This window comes from uncultured Sulfuricurvum sp., from assembly GCF_937936435.1.
In the GTDB taxonomy this organism is placed as follows: domain Bacteria; phylum Campylobacterota; class Campylobacteria; order Campylobacterales; family Sulfurimonadaceae; genus Sulfuricurvum.
In genome coordinates this window covers 1-14,977 of record NZ_CALDDG010000037.1, presented here as the reverse complement: position 1 = coordinate 14,977, position 14,977 = coordinate 1, and the positions used below count along the sequence as shown (strand labels likewise).

Sequence of the window (14,977 nt, the reverse complement as noted above, 5' to 3'; positions counted from 1 at the left end):
TAGAGTATCATAATTTATGTTAAAGGATCGCTGTTTAACCACCTGATGCCATTGCATCGATTTGCATTTGCAGTGATGAAAATTGGCTCGTAAGTTTTGTCATAATCGAATCGTATTCGACGAATCGGGCGGTCATCGTTTCGTAACGTGCATCCAGAAGCGCTTGGGCTTTGGTTTTATCGGTAGCTAATGATGTGACCGCATCGGATGATGCAGTGGTTAAATTATCCAGAATACCATCACTGCCATAACTTCCTAAATAACGGGTAGTAAGAGCATTGAGTTGAGTGAAAATACCGTCTTTTTGAGAGGCAACGTTGCCGTTGTCATCATAGGTTGTCAGACCGCTGAAAAATTGTTCGGAGAGGGTGGTATCTTCATTGAATTTCGTTTTAAATGTCGCGGAATTGAAACTCATAGTCCCTTTTTCAGATAAATCGATTCCGAATTGAGCGAGTGAATAGCCGTCATTATTGATCGAAGTGAACAACCGTGTGATATCACGGCTGATACTGGTGATGGAGCTGTCTCCGTTAAAGACACCTACGGTTCCGGCTTCGGTATCGGCTGTCGTCATACTGGTCAGTTGTGAAATCAGTGAATTATAGCTGTCGACCAGCGTACTCATCTCGGTTGAGATCGAATCGACGTCTTGGGCAATATCAATATTGGCACTGCTGCCGTCTTTTAAGAGGTTAATTGTAACCCCGCTGATAATATCGGTGATTTCATTGCTGCTTCGCGTGACCGTAATCCCATTGTACTTGAACGAAGCGTCTTGCGCCTGTTGGACTTCGGCTCCGGGTGTATAGTTTGTAACTCCGGTTGTGAGTTTAGAGCTCAAATAGCCGCCTGAATCGGAAACGGAAAACGTAGAATCGTCTCCTTCCGCTGTTGATTCGATCACTAACTGATACGAACTGCCGACCTGTTTGATCGAAGCGACATTGCTTCCGACCGTCGAATTGATGCTATTAACCAAGCTGTCTAACGTCGTATTTTGATCGTATGCTACATTGTAGGTTGTGCCGTTCATCGTGATGTCGTATGTTCCCGATACGGTAGGTGTCGTATCGGTTGTAGATACACTGGCGGAAGAATCGGTAGTAGAAAATGGGGAGGTAATGGTGTAGTTTGCCCCTGCGGTATTGGCAGTGATCGTGATATCGTTACCGCTGATTGTCGCAGTATACAGGCCGCTCGCATCGATGGCATCTTTAAAGTTAGCCAGAGTGGTAGCATGATCGGTATCAAAAGCGGTACTATATTGTACCCCGTCGATTTCGATCGAAACCCCTCCGTCGCTCAGTGCCTGAGAGAGGGAAAGTTTAGTGGATTGGGTTACGGGACTGGACAAAACCGATGATGTCGCCGAAGTAAAAAGTCCGCTTCCGATAGTGTCTTGTTGTTTGTACAGAGCATAGTCCAGACTTCCGTTTGCCGAGTCGCTGAGGGTAATCGCCTGGGATGCACCGGTTTCATTAGATGTCAATATGAGTCGATAGTCATTGGTTCCGACTTGCAGCGTGGAAGCTTTCAGGTCGCTTCCGGCTTTATCGTTGATAGCCGTAACGAGATCGGCAAGCGTTGTCGATGAAGTGTAGTCGATATTATACGTCGTTCCGTCGATGCCGATGGACATCGTCCCGCTTCCGTTAGAGATATAACTGCTGGTTGATGAAAATCGTCCGGATTCAATAACGCTTTTTTTGGCTAATTGGGTATCGGAAATGGAAAATGACTGTACGGCAACCCCGGCATCGGCTGTAACGCTCACTTCGTTTTCCACGTTGCCGCTAACGGTTCGTTTTTGATAAATGGCACTGTCATTTAATGCACTGACACTGCTTTGAAATGTTGTGAAAAGGCTGGTTAAAAGGGAAAGCGCCTGTCCTTTTTGCTGCTGCAAAGTGATTTTTGTTTCAATCGGAGTTATGATCGACGCCGTGTCAGCTGCCTTGAGCTGATCGATAACGCTTTGTGTTAGTACCCCTGAACCGGCACCGAGTGAACTGACTGCCATGGTAAATCCTTTTACTGTACTATCAATTGATTAAACTTACAACTACTATCGGCTAAATGAAGTTAAGTTTTAATTCTGTTAGATACTGGAAAAGGACAAGCAAAAAAGATACCACTACCGTTTTTTGGTAATGGCAAACCGTTGGGGACGAATGGTGAGTTCTGTGACGCTGAGCCCATCACGCATAGAGAGTAGATTTCGTATCGCATCGGCGATGTCGCTGCTGAGTAAACGGGTGTCGTGTTCAGTACCGACGCCGAAACGGAGGGTGTCGAAGAACGGCGTATCGGTCATGTCGGGGTTGAGGGTGACGACGCCTACCCCGTGGTTTCGAACCTCTTCGAAAAGGCTTTGCCCGAATGTCCGCAATCCCGCTTTGGTTGCACTATAGAGAGCGGAAAACTTAGAAGATCGGGTTGCTTCGATCGAGGTGATATTGATAATCGTCCCTTTGTTCTCTTTGAGCGAGCGAAGCAAAAGATTGCTCAAGACGATCGGAGCGGTGAGATTGAGAGAAATCATCTCTTGGATCGTTTTCATACTCAATTCTTCATGCGGTTCAAACCGTCCGAATCCGGCGGCATTGACTAAAAGTTCAAGATCGTGATTAGCTAACAGAGATGTTCTAAGATTTTCGATCTCTTTTTGATCGCTTAAATCACAGGGGCAATGCTGAAAATTGGAGTGCTGTATTTCCCCTCTGCGACGGCTTAGGCCGACAACTTCATATCCTTCGTCTAACAGCATGCGGGCGATCGCTTCGCCGATACCGCTGCTGCTGCCTGTTACGATTGCCGTTGCCATGTTCGTATCCTTGTCTCGTCGATGTAGTGATGAGCGTATGATAGCAAAGTCTCTAGAATATGCGATTCGATTGTCTCGGGATAGGTGACCATATCATCACGTACTGCATAAGGATAAAAGGCTACGTCGCTTCGGCGAAGTTTTTTGAGTGAGCGCAGATGGGACGTACTCATCCGAAAACTTCCCAAGGTAAGCTGGGAGATCGCTGAGGGATCGATTTTCAGAAAGAGGGTATCGATCAGCTCTTTGTAAAGCGTCTCGAATTTTCCGGTATAAATAACGGGATCGATGCAGATACGGACGTTCCACCCTGCAAAGATCACTTCACTGATCGCATTCAGCCGTTTCTCCAGCGATGGAGCATCGTGTTCGTACCGATCAATGATCGATTGCGGCGAAAGGGTCCATGCCAGAGTAATGTTGGGATTGGGTGAGAGTTTTAACAGAGGCTTGTAATTGGCACTTTTGGTGCGGATCTCCAGATGCAGGGAAGGGTGCTTTTCGGCAAATTCGATCCATTGGCGTGTTTGAGATGTTAGCGACTCGATAGCCATCGTATCGGTATCGTATGACGTCGCTACTAGCGTAGTTCTCTCCAAATGTGGGAGAAGTTCCCGGAACGCATCTTCGAGGTTGATAAATAACACAGTGTTAGCGGAGGGATAGAGCCCCTGCAAGTAGCAATAATCGCAGTCGTACAGACATCCCATGACGCTCGAAGCATAAAAGAACTGTTCATGGCCGAACCCGTCGCTATACTGGCTTCCTACATGCAAAAATTTTCCTTCTTTATGGGCAAGGATCAGTTTTTTGGAATGGCTTTGGGCTGCAAAGCTTTGACCGGATCGATTGAAGACTTCTTTGTAATGATCGATTAGAATGATTTGAGATCGGTCAAACTTTTCCATGATTTTTTGGGTCTGAGGGTGTTCAAGAATTTTTTTCTCAATGTAAAGATGTGAAAACATTTTAGGAGACGAGGGTTGCGGTAAAGCGTTCAAGCAGTTCACTCCTTTCGCGTTTGGAGTGTGGGATCTCTTCCTCTGGAAACGGCAGAGGAAGGGTTGGATATCTAAGCCGAAAATAACAGAGGGCCTCTTCGAGTATAGTTCCCTGTGAAACGGTAAAATGGGATTTGAAATCATTGATTTCTTTGAATTCTTCGGCGGTAAAGAGGGGTTTCGTATCGGTAACATGTTTCAGTGAATCGATCAGGATATCGAGTGTTTTTCGGTGGCTGCGCAATGATTCGATCACTTTTTCTTTGGTGACGGTATCCGGTTTGAAATGATCGGAGACAATTTTTAGAAAGGCAATCCGATGGAGAGGAAAGAACTTGGAAGCGGCGCGAAAGACGGCAGAACTTTCCATATCGACGGGTGATTCCAGCATCGAATCTTGTGCTGCCTCGAGGGATAGGAGAGTCGCTTCTCGATAGGGGTAAGGATATAAAATATCGGGATAAAAAGAGCGCCCGTTATCGATAATTTTATGGATAAGCAGGGCTTCGCCGATCGGATATTCTTCGGGAGCTCCGCAAATTCCTATATTAATCAGAATGTCTTCGGCTTTGGGTAGTATATGTCCCAAAAGTGCGCTTGTCGCCATCAGCGCATTGGTTTTGCCCGGTTGGGTCACCAATAAGACGATTTCTTCACTGCGGTATAACGTGAACGGGAGAGTATAATCGCGTTTAAGACGATAGTACTCTATCAGCGGTCTGGCTTCGGCATCGAGGGCGGTAATCAGATAAGTCATAGGGTAATTATAACACCATCTTGCATTTAAGGCTATAAACGGCTATAATTCCACCTCTCCTCTAGACCTGTGCAAGGGTGCGTTCAGACACCGTGTCAGGGTAGGAATACAGCAGCACACCTGTGCGTGCTTTGTGCCGCAGGTATCTGGGGGAGTCCCTTCTTTAAATACTTTTAAATCCCTAAATTTTTTTATTTCTCTTCTCTGTATTGTCCCGCTTTACATCCGCTTGGACTGCTTGGCGGATTATCACGCAAATAGCATAAATCTTCATGTGTTTGTTTAAGTACTTTGCTCTCGCGCAAGAGGGGAAGCATCTTCTCGTCCTTTTCGCTCAAAGAAAGTGATTGATTGTATAGCAATGCCTTGATTTCGGCATCTATAGCGGCCAAAGCCGCTTCGATATGGGGCAGTGAAACCATGAATTCTCTTTTTTAGAGTGATTATAACGATGCGGTTCTAAAACCAACTTGGTCGAAGCGATTTAAGTCAAAAGATCAGACCGGAAGATAATCGAAAAACGGTGATATCCCTCATGATACTCGTATGAGAGTTGAAATCCGTGCTTATCGAGAATTTTATGGACAATATTCAAGCCCAATCCGAATCCGTGCGTTGTTCGGGAATGTTCATCGCGGGTAAAAGGGGCCAACAGATTCTCAAACGGTTTTTGGAGTGCTGCAGCGTGATTGGCGACGGTGATATGATGAAGAGATACTTCGACGATGACCGGTAAAAGATCGGCGTATTTCAATGCATTGTCGAGCAGGTTTTTTAATGCAAGAGACAAATAATTCAAGTCTCCCTGTACGGTAAAATTGGCGTGCATATCGATGCGGATCGCCGATTCGTCATTGAGACAAAGTTTGGAGAGGGCGCTCAAAAGCAGTGTTTCGGCACTGAAAGATTCGTAGCGAAGCGTATCGGTCGCATGGAGTTTTTCGATATCCAAAAGAGTCTGGGTCAGCTGATCGAGTTCGTGCAGTGACCGTTTCAAAGTTTCGGAAGCATCGGAAGATTCGATTTGCTCCATAGCAAACAGTCCTCTGGCAATCGGGGTACGCAGTTCATGCCCGACATCGCGCAGAAGCTCTTCCCGGGCGCGGATGAGATTTTCGATGGTTTGCGCCATGTCGTTGTAAGTTTGGGAGACCTCTCCGATCTCATCGGAAGATCGGACACGGCTGCGGCTGTCATACTCTCCGGAGGCGAAACGGCGCATGCTTGCGGCAATGGAGTGAAGCGGGGAGAGCATCCGGAGAATAATCGCGAAAATGATGATCAGCACGGCGATGTCGGCAGCGACCAGGGCATTCAGTACCCATTGCTCTTTTTGATTTGTTTGCAGAGTCGTATCGCGCAGATAGATATCATCGTCGATATAGCGTATATGTAAAAGATACTCTTCACTGTGCGTTTCATAAATCTCAAAGACTCCAAAAGTGTGGGGTTGTTGCAAGAGGTATCGTTGGGGAGGCTGGGCAGATGTTTGAATCAGATTTAAGGTTTTTAATTTACGGTTCAGTTCATCATTCGACGCCGTTGCCATCCATGTAAAGATCTTGCGTCCGTCGAGGAGATATTTTTGGAGAATGAGCGATTCGTATTTTTGGGAATTGATTTTATCGATTTGATAACTGATCCCGATCATCAGGGATAAGCTGATGAGAAACAATACGGTGATTTTTGTAAAAATTGACATGCTTATCCTGTAAATTTGTAGCCGATGCCCCATACCGATTTGATATAACGGGGTTCTTTCGCATCGTCTCCGATTTTCTGGCGCAGATTGCTGATATGCATATCGATCGTGCGGTGTTTGGTCTCATCGTCCAGCCCGAGCGAGCCGATGATCTGATCGCGTGAAAGATTCTTGTTGCGGTTTTTCAGCAACAGTAAAAAGATATCGAATTCAATCCGGGTCAAATCGATCGGATAGCCGTCCATCATGACCGATTTATTGGCCTCATCGATAGTAAAATCCGAAACGGTAAACGTATTTTGCCGACCGTATCGCCGCAACACCGCGTCGATACGCAGGACGAGCTCCCTGGGTTCGTACGGCTTGTCGAGATAATCATCGGCTCCCAAATCATAGCCGTATATTTTATTGCCGATATCGGTACGTGCCGATGAGATAATGATGGGGATGTCGATGCGGCTTTTGATTATTTTGGCGACATCGAAGCCGTCCATTCCGGGGAGCATCAAGTCCAAAACGACAATGTCGAAAGACTCTTTTTTCGAGAATAGCGTTTCCAGTGCTTCTTTTGGATCGCTAAAGCCGAGCGCATCAAATCCGTACGCTTTGAGAAAAGAGACGATCATTTCCGATAAAGTAAGGTCGTCTTCGATCAAAAGGACTTTTTTACTCAATTTCCCACTCCTGCAGATGGTGAATAAAGCGTTCCCGCTGTTCCGGAGTCAGTATCGCGTGCAATCGGGAAAAAAGCTGTGTACGTATTTCAATCGCTGTGCGTTCAGCTTCTACACTTTTGGCCTGATAGAGTGCCTGATCAAATCGGGGGTTTAAAAATATCGTGTTGAGCTCTTCTTGCAACGTATTGTCCTGCCGACGATAACGGCGATAAGAGTGCTGATACTCTTTCATCGCATTTTCGACGGCTTTATGCTGTTGCGGCGTCAGTTTCAAATCGTGCAAATCCATCGGAAAGCGGGAACTGTCACTATGATGAGAAGAATCGGCAAAGGCGAAGGAGAGAGCCGTTGCCAAGATTAAAAACCATTTCATCTCTTCTCCTTATTCATATAGGTTTGATTGAGGTGTCTTCGATGATCCCCTGTTCGACATCGTTATGACACGCTTTACAGTTGGCACGACTTTTGACTGTGTCGTTTTTAAAGACCGTAACCGGAATATCTTTATGCGTTCGTTTCCAAAACGGGGTTTGGGTAATTGCTATCATATCGCGATTTTGCAATGATTGCATCATCTTAACCGACATTTCCTGCGTTGAGCTTTCGGCAGAATGCGCGAGTAAATAGGCTAAAATAGACGCATGATCGGCAGGATCAAGCGAAGCATCGTCTCCGAAATGATTTGATAAATCCCCCATGAGTTTCCTCCACGATGCTTGGGGCAAAAGGGTCGGAGGATAGAGGGTATGGCATGAACCGCACTCGTTTACAAAAGCCGGATTGGCTTTTTCATAATCTATTTTTTGATTGTATCCGGCAGTGAGCGGATTGTTCGGTACACTGAGCGTATAAATGAGCAGAGCTATCGTGCCGCCGATTCCTATGAGTGCAACTATCTTTTGCGGTCCCGTCAATACAGCATTCTCGCCGTCAACATTTTTATGTCCGTCGATCATCGAGTTGAGGGTACGATCCGATTGATGCAAGACTCTGTCACTCAATACTCCCATGACATGTGCCGCGATCAACACCCATAAAAGGTTGACAAAAAACTCGTGTATTTCACCGAACCAATCCATCTCAGCAAAGAGCCCTGTATGCATAAATGCCAACAGCCCTCTGTTTTCCTGAATACCGTACGCCAGCATTCCCGTAATGATGGCAAGTGCCACGGTGGAGAGCATCGCGATCATCACATAGCTGGCGGCAGGATTATGACCGGCATAATGTTTAGAGGGGTTAAAGAGTGTAAGCAGATATTCCTTCACTGCATCCGGACGTAGATTAAAATCACTGAAACGGGAATATTTCGGTCCTATGATTCCCCATACCACACGAAATACGAGCAATAGGCCAAGAGCACTGCCGATCGTCGCATGCGATGAAAGCCAACGATCTTCCAAAGAGGCGATCCATGCTCCGAGTATCAGCAAAACAAACAGCCAGTGGAATAACCGTGTGGGAAGTGTCCAGACATATATCCGTTTCATTATGATCTCCTTTTGTGGTTTGCCCTTTATTCCCAGCTGCCGTAATTGGGAATACGGACTTCGCGTTCCCGATAGCTCCCGCCGGCGGCTTTGGTATGACATGCCGTGCAATTGGCAAAACTTTTAACTTCTGCCTGAGTGACCATTTTTTGAGGTATTTCACGGTGCTCGCGTTTGAAATTCGGCGTTTCGGATATACGGATAGCGACTTCACCCCCCATACCCGTCATACGATCGGATTTGGAAGCATGTGTTGTTAGATAGCCTTGTATCGTCTTGTGATCGGCGGGATCAAGTGTCGCATTTGTACCGAAATGGTTATCGAGCGTATTCATTGTCTTGTCCCACGAACGTTTAGGCAAAAACTCGGGCTGATAGGCAAAATGGCACGACCCGCATTCTTTGGTATAGAGCGCCATAGCTGATTTGTCCCGCTGGGTCATCGGTTTTGCGGCAACGGAAGAAACATGATGCCCATGCTCTTCATAGTCGTCCCCGGCATAAAGATAAATACTTCTCGCCAGTACAAGAGCCGCTACCGATAGGTTTAATACAGTTTTCATAGTCATTCCTTTATTTTTTAGTTTTTCATGATGTACGCGAGTACATCCCCTTTTTCTTGAGCCGTCCCTTCTCTATTATAGACATCGACGAAGTTGCGTCGCAGCCATTTCGTCACCTCTTTGGTGCTGGTAAGACGTTGCGGATTTGCACGCGGTGAGAGCGGATCGATGACTTTTCCGGTGAGAGCGTTTTTCCCGGGATTGGACAGATTTAGGGTATGGCAGCTGGTGCAAGCCATCGGTTTCCCCTGTTTTCCGGTATGGGTAGAGGTAAAGATCTCTTTGCCACGAGCGGCGTCAAATCCGTTAAAAGCGCGATTTTCGGCTTTTGCCGTAGTTTCAAGTTCTTTCATATATTGAACGACTTCGCTCGTTGCCGCCATAAGCGACATCGAGAACATAAAGACAATTGCGAGGTATTTCATAACCTGCCTCCTGTGTTTTGATAATCACAGTTTAGGAGAAAGGTGTCAATAGCTCTTTAGAACTCTCTTGACACTTTTTTGACAATTAGCAAAGGGGTATTGAGTTTAGAAAAGGGTAGGTTGAAGCGCTTTAAGTTTAAATGTTTTTCGATGGATTTCACAATGCCCGTATCGGCGGATCGCTTCGATATGGGCGGCACTGCCGTACCCTTTGTGCCCCTCAAAGCCGTATTGGGGATAGAAGAGTGCGAGTTCGACCATTTCCCGATCTCGCGAGACTTTGGCGAGGATTGAAGCGGCACTGACTTCGGGAATGGTCGCATCGGCTTTGACCAGTGTTCTCAAACCGCTGACACCGAACGTGGAGTTGCCATCGTACAGATAATCGGCTTCACCGATCATACTCATGATCTCTCTCAGTCCAGCCGCAAGGCAGGCCGAAATTCCTAACTTATCGATCTGTGCCGCATCGAAACGACTGATATGAAACCGACTTTTGGCTTGAATCTCGTCGAAAAGGGCTTCCCGTTTTTTCTCGCTTAGTTTCTTCGAATCTCCCAGCCCCGCAATCGGCTCGTTCAGGATCACTCCCGCGATATACAAAGGTCCGGCCAGCGGCCCCCGTCCGGCTTCATCGATTCCGCATAAATTCATCATGTCGTCTCCTCCTGATCAGCTAGTGCCCATTGGGCGAAAGGGATCATCTCGATCCGCGATATCGGATGCGAAAGGGTACTCTCCAGATTCATTGTTACGGCGATTACTTCCCTGACACGATTCGAGACGATAAACGCTTCCAGTGCCTCTACTTTTTTAAAGAGGGCATGTTCATTGGCAAACGGAGATGCCAGAACGATTTGAGCCTTGCTCGGCAGATAAAAATCGATCCCCTCATCATAATAACATTCGACGCCGTGTTTATCGAGTTCGGAAAAGACCAGATTTTCAAATACCCGTCCGAAATGTTTTTGCAGCGTCAACGCCTGTTTGATGGCAATATCACACAGATAGAGTTTCTTGACGGCACTGGGGTGATTGAACTTATCCAGTGATTTGAGATAGCCTCGGTCATATAGGGATTGAAGATGAAGATAGAGTTTGTCTTTGGAAATCTTTCGTTCCCCTTTGAGCCGTTCATAGAGATTGAATGCGGAGACTTTTTGGGTCACCATCTTGGACGCTTGCATCAGGATGGAGAACTCGATCGGCTCCAGCGCACGTGTTAGGATTTTTTGCAGATACAAGAGCCGCTCTTCGCTCGGGATACGGTGCATGGCCGGAAATCCGCCGAGCTGAAAGAAATGGTTGAGCGCGGTGTCGTCGTATTTGTTTTCAAAAGCCAGGAATTCTTCATAATCGAGCAAATCCAGACGCAGGGTCTGGAAAGGGGTCTCAAAGGAAATCTCGCTCGTCAGAAGGATCTGCCCCAGTTCAAACAGAGCGATCTCTTCCCGATAATTGTCGAGTGCGAGTATGGCGATTTTGTTTTCCCGGCAGAAGGGTTCCAGGGCACGGTTGAGTTCATCGATGTTCAACCGCACGTCGCGGCAGTCGAGGTAGAGATAGGTCGCTTTTTTATGGCCGAGCAGATAGTGTTTGATCAGAGAGCTTTTCCCGGATTGGGCGATGCCGCAAACGAGGGTATGCTCCTCACTGATTGTTTGCTTACGTTCTATAAAACCGGGATTGTGTAAATCGTACCGATAATACTCGTCTAATAAAGTGTTCATGTCTAGAATCATACCTTAAAATCTATTATTTCCTTTTAAAAAGGAAGTAAAATTACATAAATATCCATTTTTTACCCCTAAAATCCTTGACCCTAGAGAGGTATCTCAGTATAATTTCGCCGCCTTATATAGTCAGCATTGACTGACGAGTTCTTTATCTAAGGAAAACATTATGGAAAAAATTCGTTTGAAACTTAGAGCATACGATCATCGTGTACTTGATCGTTCAGTTGCCTCTATTGTTGAAGCTGTAAAGCGAACGGGTGCGGAAATCCGCGGACCGATCCCTTTGCCAACCAAGATTCGTAAATATACGGTTCTTAAATCTCCGCACGTCAATAAAGACTCTCGTGAGCAATTTGAGATCCGTATGCACGCACGTTTGATCGATATCGTATCGGCTACGCCGGATACTGTTGATTCGTTGATGAAGCTTGACTTGGCTCCGGAAGTGGACGTAGAAGTTCGCTCTATGGACAAGTAAGGAGTGGGTGTGGAATACATTGTAGAAAAAATCGGCATGAGCCGAACGATTAGCGTTCCGAGTAAAGTGGTAACTCTTTTAAAAGTAAAAGAGATCAAAGTTTGCGAAGTGAACGACGGAACAGCGTTGGTTGCATACAGCGAAGGTAAAGCAAAAAACAAATCGATTGAAGGTCAACAAAAGAAATATAATCTTTCTGCTGAATTCAATAAATTCGCTACGTTGGCGGTTGCTAACACTGAAGCGGGTGATTTGGATATGGCTCCTTTGGCAAATGCACAAACAGTTAAAGCGTCTTTCAATACAAAAGGTCGCGGTTTTACCGGTGTTATGAAACGCTGGAATTTTGCTGGTGGACCTGGCGCACATGGTCACCGTTTCCACCGTACAAGCGGTTCGATCGGTAACCGTGAATGGCCGGGTAAAGTCCAAAAAGGGCGCAAAATGTCAGGTCAATACGGTAACGAACAAGTTACTGTTAAAAATGAAGTAATGTCATACGACGCAGAAAACGGTGTATTGGTTGTCGTGGGTTCAATCCCTGGCGCTAACGGTGCACTAGGTCGAGTAAAGGTTGTTAAATAATGAGCGCGATTGTACTGAACGAAAAATTCGAAAAAGCCTCAGAAGCAGCATTGCCAGAGAGCTTTAGCGGTATCAACCCACATAACCTCTACTTGTACGTTAAATCGTATCAAGCGAGTCTTCGTGCGGATACTGCATCGTCTAAAACAAGATCGATGATTAGCGGTGGTGGTAAAAAACCATGGGCTCAAAAAGGTAAAGGTGGCGCACGTGCCGGTTCACGTCGTTCACCGATCTTTGTTGGCGGTGCGATTGCACACGGGCCGAACACTGGTCGTAACTACGATCAAAAAATCAATAAAAAGCAAAAGAAACTGGCGCTTAAATGTGCGTTGGATGCTTTGGCAACAGCTGGGAAATTGTTCATCGTTGATACGATCGAAGTTCCAAGCGGTAAAACAAAAGATGCGAAAGTATTGTTCGACAAATTGAACGTACGCGATGCATTGTTGGTGAAAAAGATTCTCGATGAGAATACCTATCTTGCATTCCGCAACATTGCTTCTACCTATGTTGTAGAAGAAAATGAACTCAACGCCTTTTTGGCTGCGACATACCGTTCGGTAGTTATCGAAAAAGCGGTATGGGAAAATCTGACTAAAGAGAGCTAAGATGGCAGATATTACTGATATCAAATCAATCCTGTATACAGAGAAGACCCTTGGTCTTCAAGAAGAGGGTGTAATCGTTGTTCAAACGTCTCCACGTATGACAAAGAACGCTCTTAAAGAGGTGTTCAGAGAGTATTTCGGAATTGTTCCGGCTCGTGTTAACTCTTTGAACCAAAGCGGAAAAGTAAAACGTTTCCGCGGTCTTGCTGGCAAACAAAACGACTTTAAAAAGTTCTATGTGAAATTGCCAGAAGGCGCACAACTCGATAGTTTGGCGGTGTAATATGGCGATCAAAACCTATAAACCTACTACGCCGAGCCGACGTTTTTATACAAACGTTGACAACTCGGATATCACGGCAAAAGCGTCTGTTCGTTCATTGTTGGTAAAACTTCCTGCAGCAGCGGGTCGTAACAACAACGGTCGTATCACATCACGTCATAAAGAAGCGGGAGCTAAAAAGCTTTACCGTATTATCGATTTCAAACGTAACAAGTTCGGAATCAACGGAACGGTTGCGGCAATCGAGTACGATCCGTATCGTAACTGCCGTATCGCTCTCATCAACTATGTAGACGGTGACAAACGTTACATCCTCCAACCAAAAGGTTTGGTAGTCGGTGACGTTATCTCTGCTGCAGAGAGCGGTCTGGATATTAAAGCGGGTAACGCGATGAAATTGATGAACATCCCTGTGGGGACAACGGTTCACAATATCGAGCTAAAACCTGGTAAAGGCGGACAAATCGTTCGTTCTGCAGGAACATCTGCGCAAATCATGGGTCGTGAGGGGAAATATGTTTCTCTTCGTCTTCCGTCAAGCGAAATGCGTTACGTTCTCGGCGAATGTATGGCAACTGTCGGTACTGTAGGTAACGAAGAGTACATCAACGTTGTTTTCGGTAAAGCAGGTCGTACACGTCATATGGGTATCCGTCCTCAAACGCGTGGTTCTGCGATGAACCCTATCGATCACCCGCATGGTGGTGGTGAAGGTAAAACGAATTCAGGACGTCACCCGGTTACTCCATGGGGTAAACCGACTAAAGGTGCTAAAACACGTAAGAAGAAAGCAAGTGATAAATTGATTATTACTCGCCGTAAACCAAATGCTAAAAGGGTAGGCTAATCATGGCTAGATCAGTAAAAAAAGGACCGTTTGTTGACGGACACCTTATGAAAAAAGTGATTGCTGCCAAAGAGACGAAAAGCAACAAACCAATCAAAACTTGGTCACGCCGCAGCGTTATTTTGCCAGATATGATCGGATTGACGTTTAACGTTCACAATGGCCGTCAATTCGTGCCGGTTTTCGTAACGGAAAACCACATCGGATACAAACTAGGTGAATTCGCACCAACTCGTACATTTAAGGGCCATAAAGGTTCTGTACAAAAGAAAATCGGGAAATAAGGAAGAGATATGGCAAGAGCACTATTAAAATTCGTTCGCGTATCTCCGACTAAGTCTCGTTTGATCGCTCGCGAAGTTCAAGGTATGAATGCTGAGCAAGCATTGGCTGCTTTGGAGTTTACTCCGAATAAAGCGGCAAGAATCATCGCTAAAGTGGTTGCGTCTGCAGTTGCTAACAGCGGCAACGAAGCGGAAGATTGTGTTATCACATCATGCCGCGTGGACAACGGTCCGGTACTTAAACGTTTCACTCAACGTGCACGTGGTACCGCTTCTGGAATCCGCAAGCCGACAGCACACATTTTGGTAGAAGTAGAGGGTAAATAATTATGGGTCATAAAGTTAATCCTATCGGACTTCGTCTCGGTATCAACCGCAACTGGGAATCACGCTGGTTCCCTAACTTCAAAACGGCTGCGGTTTCATTGGGCGAAGATCATAAAATCCGTACATATTTGAAAAAAGAACTCTACTATGCAGGTGTGAGCAATATCGTTATCGAGCGTACTGCGAAACGTCTTCGCGTTACAATCATTGCGGCTCGCCCGGGTATCATCATCGGTAAGAAAGGTTCTGACATTGAAAAAATCAAAGAATCTCTTCAAAACCTTATCGGTAAACCGGTAGCAGTTAACATCAAAGAAGAGAAAAAAGCACAAGCTTCTGCACAATTGGTTGCAGAAAACGTTGCGACTCAACTTGAAAAACGTG

Annotated in this window: 21 protein-coding genes and 1 other RNA gene; 9 read left to right on the top strand and 13 right to left on the bottom strand. The window is 45.9% G+C overall.

Annotated features, from left to right (window positions below; translation table 11 throughout):
* Positions 1-34: 34 nt before the first annotated feature.
* The 4 genes from fliD to Q0389_RS04475 all read right to left on the bottom strand — a co-directional run bounded on the left by fliD (position 35) and on the right by Q0389_RS04475 (position 4,585).
* Entirely contained in the window at positions 35-2,023 is a 1,989-nt protein-coding gene (gene fliD, locus Q0389_RS04490) for a flagellar filament capping protein FliD (RefSeq protein ID WP_298692041.1), read from the bottom strand.
* 114 nt (positions 2,024-2,137) lie between these two features.
* On the bottom strand, positions 2,138-2,827 hold the full coding sequence (locus tag Q0389_RS04485) for an SDR family NAD(P)-dependent oxidoreductase (protein ID WP_298692039.1): 690 nt from the start codon (positions 2,825-2,827) through the stop codon (positions 2,138-2,140).
* Positions 2,809-3,828, bottom strand: a complete 1,020-nt coding sequence (locus Q0389_RS04480; RefSeq protein WP_298692037.1) for a spore photoproduct lyase family protein — start codon at positions 3,826-3,828, stop codon at positions 2,809-2,811. Before Q0389_RS04480 ends, Q0389_RS04485 begins: the two co-directional genes overlap by 19 nt.
* A complete protein-coding gene (locus Q0389_RS04475) occupies positions 3,797-4,585 on the bottom strand; it encodes a hypothetical protein (RefSeq protein WP_298692035.1) in 789 nt (262 codons plus the stop codon). The genes Q0389_RS04480 and Q0389_RS04475 overlap by 32 nt, the downstream gene beginning before the upstream one ends.
* Before the next feature lie 58 nt (positions 4,586-4,643).
* Here Q0389_RS04475 and ffs point away from each other — a divergent pair.
* Positions 4,644-4,741, top strand: an RNA gene (gene ffs, locus Q0389_RS04470) — signal recognition particle sRNA small type.
* Between the two features lie 35 nt (positions 4,742-4,776).
* Here the strand turns inward: ffs and Q0389_RS04465 are convergent.
* From Q0389_RS04465 to Q0389_RS04425, 9 genes are all read right to left on the bottom strand, one after another.
* Entirely contained in the window at positions 4,777-5,007 is a 231-nt protein-coding gene (locus Q0389_RS04465) for a hypothetical protein (RefSeq protein ID WP_298692033.1), read from the bottom strand.
* Positions 5,008-5,069: 62 nt separating this feature from the next.
* Complete coding sequence (locus Q0389_RS04460; RefSeq protein WP_298692031.1) at positions 5,070-6,287, bottom strand: ArsS family sensor histidine kinase; 1,218 nt, start codon at positions 6,285-6,287, stop codon at positions 5,070-5,072.
* Positions 6,288-6,289: 2 nt separating this feature from the next.
* Positions 6,290-6,961, bottom strand: a complete 672-nt coding sequence (locus Q0389_RS04455; RefSeq protein ID WP_298692029.1) for a response regulator transcription factor — start codon at positions 6,959-6,961, stop codon at positions 6,290-6,292.
* Positions 6,954-7,337, bottom strand: coding sequence for a periplasmic heavy metal sensor (locus Q0389_RS04450; RefSeq protein ID WP_298692027.1), 384 nt, complete (start codon positions 7,335-7,337; stop codon positions 6,954-6,956). Before Q0389_RS04450 ends, Q0389_RS04455 begins: the two co-directional genes overlap by 8 nt.
* Before the next feature lie 13 nt (positions 7,338-7,350).
* The gene (locus Q0389_RS04445; RefSeq protein WP_298692025.1) at positions 7,351-8,454 is read right to left on the bottom strand and encodes a cytochrome b/b6 domain-containing protein; all 1,104 of its coding nucleotides are present in this window, start codon (positions 8,452-8,454) and stop codon (positions 7,351-7,353) included.
* A gap of 26 nt (positions 8,455-8,480) precedes the next feature.
* Entirely contained in the window at positions 8,481-9,017 is a 537-nt protein-coding gene (locus tag Q0389_RS04440) for a diheme cytochrome c (protein WP_298692023.1), read from the bottom strand.
* 17 nt (positions 9,018-9,034) lie between these two features.
* Positions 9,035-9,442 (bottom strand): DUF1924 domain-containing protein, encoded by a 408-nt coding sequence (locus tag Q0389_RS04435; RefSeq protein ID WP_298692021.1) that lies wholly within the window; start codon positions 9,440-9,442, stop codon positions 9,035-9,037.
* A 105-nt stretch (positions 9,443-9,547) separates the two neighbouring features.
* Complete coding sequence (locus Q0389_RS04430) at positions 9,548-10,099, bottom strand: ribonuclease HII (RefSeq protein ID WP_298692019.1); 552 nt, start codon at positions 10,097-10,099, stop codon at positions 9,548-9,550.
* The gene (locus tag Q0389_RS04425) at positions 10,096-11,172 is read right to left on the bottom strand and encodes an ATP-binding protein (protein WP_298692017.1); all 1,077 of its coding nucleotides are present in this window, start codon (positions 11,170-11,172) and stop codon (positions 10,096-10,098) included. Before Q0389_RS04425 ends, Q0389_RS04430 begins: the two co-directional genes overlap by 4 nt.
* Positions 11,173-11,344: 172 nt before the next feature.
* Here Q0389_RS04425 and rpsJ point away from each other — a divergent pair, with 172 nt between their 5' ends.
* From rpsJ to rpsC, 8 genes are all read left to right on the top strand, one after another.
* Entirely contained in the window at positions 11,345-11,656 is a 312-nt protein-coding gene (gene rpsJ, locus Q0389_RS04420) for a 30S ribosomal protein S10 (protein ID WP_013459053.1), read from the top strand.
* 9 nt (positions 11,657-11,665) lie between these two features.
* On the top strand, positions 11,666-12,241 hold the full coding sequence (rplC, locus tag Q0389_RS04415) for a 50S ribosomal protein L3 (RefSeq protein ID WP_298692015.1): 576 nt from the start codon (positions 11,666-11,668) through the stop codon (positions 12,239-12,241).
* The gene (rplD, locus tag Q0389_RS04410) at positions 12,238-12,852 is read left to right on the top strand and encodes a 50S ribosomal protein L4 (protein WP_298692220.1); all 615 of its coding nucleotides are present in this window, start codon (positions 12,238-12,240) and stop codon (positions 12,850-12,852) included. The genes rplC and rplD overlap by 4 nt, the downstream gene beginning before the upstream one ends.
* A gap of 1 nt (position 12,853) precedes the next feature.
* Positions 12,854-13,135, top strand: coding sequence for a 50S ribosomal protein L23 (locus Q0389_RS04405; protein WP_298692014.1), 282 nt, complete (start codon positions 12,854-12,856; stop codon positions 13,133-13,135).
* Between the two features lies 1 nt (position 13,136).
* Positions 13,137-13,982, top strand: coding sequence for a 50S ribosomal protein L2 (gene rplB / locus Q0389_RS04400; RefSeq protein ID WP_298692012.1), 846 nt, complete (start codon positions 13,137-13,139; stop codon positions 13,980-13,982).
* Positions 13,983-13,984: 2 nt separating this feature from the next.
* On the top strand, positions 13,985-14,266 hold the full coding sequence (rpsS, locus tag Q0389_RS04395; protein WP_294923003.1) for a 30S ribosomal protein S19: 282 nt from the start codon (positions 13,985-13,987) through the stop codon (positions 14,264-14,266).
* 9 nt (positions 14,267-14,275) lie between these two features.
* Complete coding sequence (gene rplV, locus Q0389_RS04390) at positions 14,276-14,593, top strand: 50S ribosomal protein L22 (RefSeq protein WP_298692010.1); 318 nt, start codon at positions 14,276-14,278, stop codon at positions 14,591-14,593.
* A 2-nt stretch (positions 14,594-14,595) separates the two neighbouring features.
* On the top strand, positions 14,596-14,977 hold a 382-nt coding region (gene rpsC / locus Q0389_RS04385; protein ID WP_298692008.1), incomplete at its 3' end, for a 30S ribosomal protein S3.

What these genes read in the sequence shown, in the direction of transcription:
- Q0389_RS04475 (WP_298692035.1), bottom strand. Translation starts at nt 4,585, where the DNA reads ATGACTTATCTGATTACCGCCCTCGATGCCGAAGCCAGACCGCTGATA.
- Q0389_RS04440 (WP_298692023.1), bottom strand. Translation starts at nt 9,017, where the DNA reads ATGAAAACTGTATTAAACCTATCGGTAGCGGCTCTTGTACTGGCGAGA.
- Q0389_RS04405 (WP_298692014.1), top strand. Translation starts at nt 12,854, where the DNA reads ATGGCAGATATTACTGATATCAAATCAATCCTGTATACAGAGAAGACC.
- Q0389_RS04425 (WP_298692017.1), bottom strand. Translation starts at nt 11,172, where the DNA reads ATGAACACTTTATTAGACGAGTATTATCGGTACGATTTACACAATCCC.
- Q0389_RS04450 (WP_298692027.1), bottom strand. Translation starts at nt 7,337, where the DNA reads ATGAAATGGTTTTTAATCTTGGCAACGGCTCTCTCCTTCGCCTTTGCC.
- fliD (WP_298692041.1), bottom strand. Translation starts at nt 2,023, where the DNA reads ATGGCAGTCAGTTCACTCGGTGCCGGTTCAGGGGTACTAACACAAAGC.
- rpsJ (WP_013459053.1), top strand. Translation starts at nt 11,345, where the DNA reads ATGGAAAAAATTCGTTTGAAACTTAGAGCATACGATCATCGTGTACTT.
- rplB (WP_298692012.1), top strand. Translation starts at nt 13,137, where the DNA reads ATGGCGATCAAAACCTATAAACCTACTACGCCGAGCCGACGTTTTTAT.
- Q0389_RS04435 (WP_298692021.1), bottom strand. Translation starts at nt 9,442, where the DNA reads ATGAAATACCTCGCAATTGTCTTTATGTTCTCGATGTCGCTTATGGCG.
- Q0389_RS04465 (WP_298692033.1), bottom strand. Translation starts at nt 5,007, where the DNA reads ATGGTTTCACTGCCCCATATCGAAGCGGCTTTGGCCGCTATAGATGCC.
- rplV (WP_298692010.1), top strand. Translation starts at nt 14,276, where the DNA reads ATGGCAAGAGCACTATTAAAATTCGTTCGCGTATCTCCGACTAAGTCT.
- Q0389_RS04430 (WP_298692019.1), bottom strand. Translation starts at nt 10,099, where the DNA reads ATGATGAATTTATGCGGAATCGATGAAGCCGGACGGGGGCCGCTGGCC.
- rpsS (WP_294923003.1), top strand. Translation starts at nt 13,985, where the DNA reads ATGGCTAGATCAGTAAAAAAAGGACCGTTTGTTGACGGACACCTTATG.
- Q0389_RS04460 (WP_298692031.1), bottom strand. Translation starts at nt 6,287, where the DNA reads ATGTCAATTTTTACAAAAATCACCGTATTGTTTCTCATCAGCTTATCC.
- Q0389_RS04445 (WP_298692025.1), bottom strand. Translation starts at nt 8,454, where the DNA reads ATGAAACGGATATATGTCTGGACACTTCCCACACGGTTATTCCACTGG.
- Q0389_RS04485 (WP_298692039.1), bottom strand. Translation starts at nt 2,827, where the DNA reads ATGGCAACGGCAATCGTAACAGGCAGCAGCAGCGGTATCGGCGAAGCG.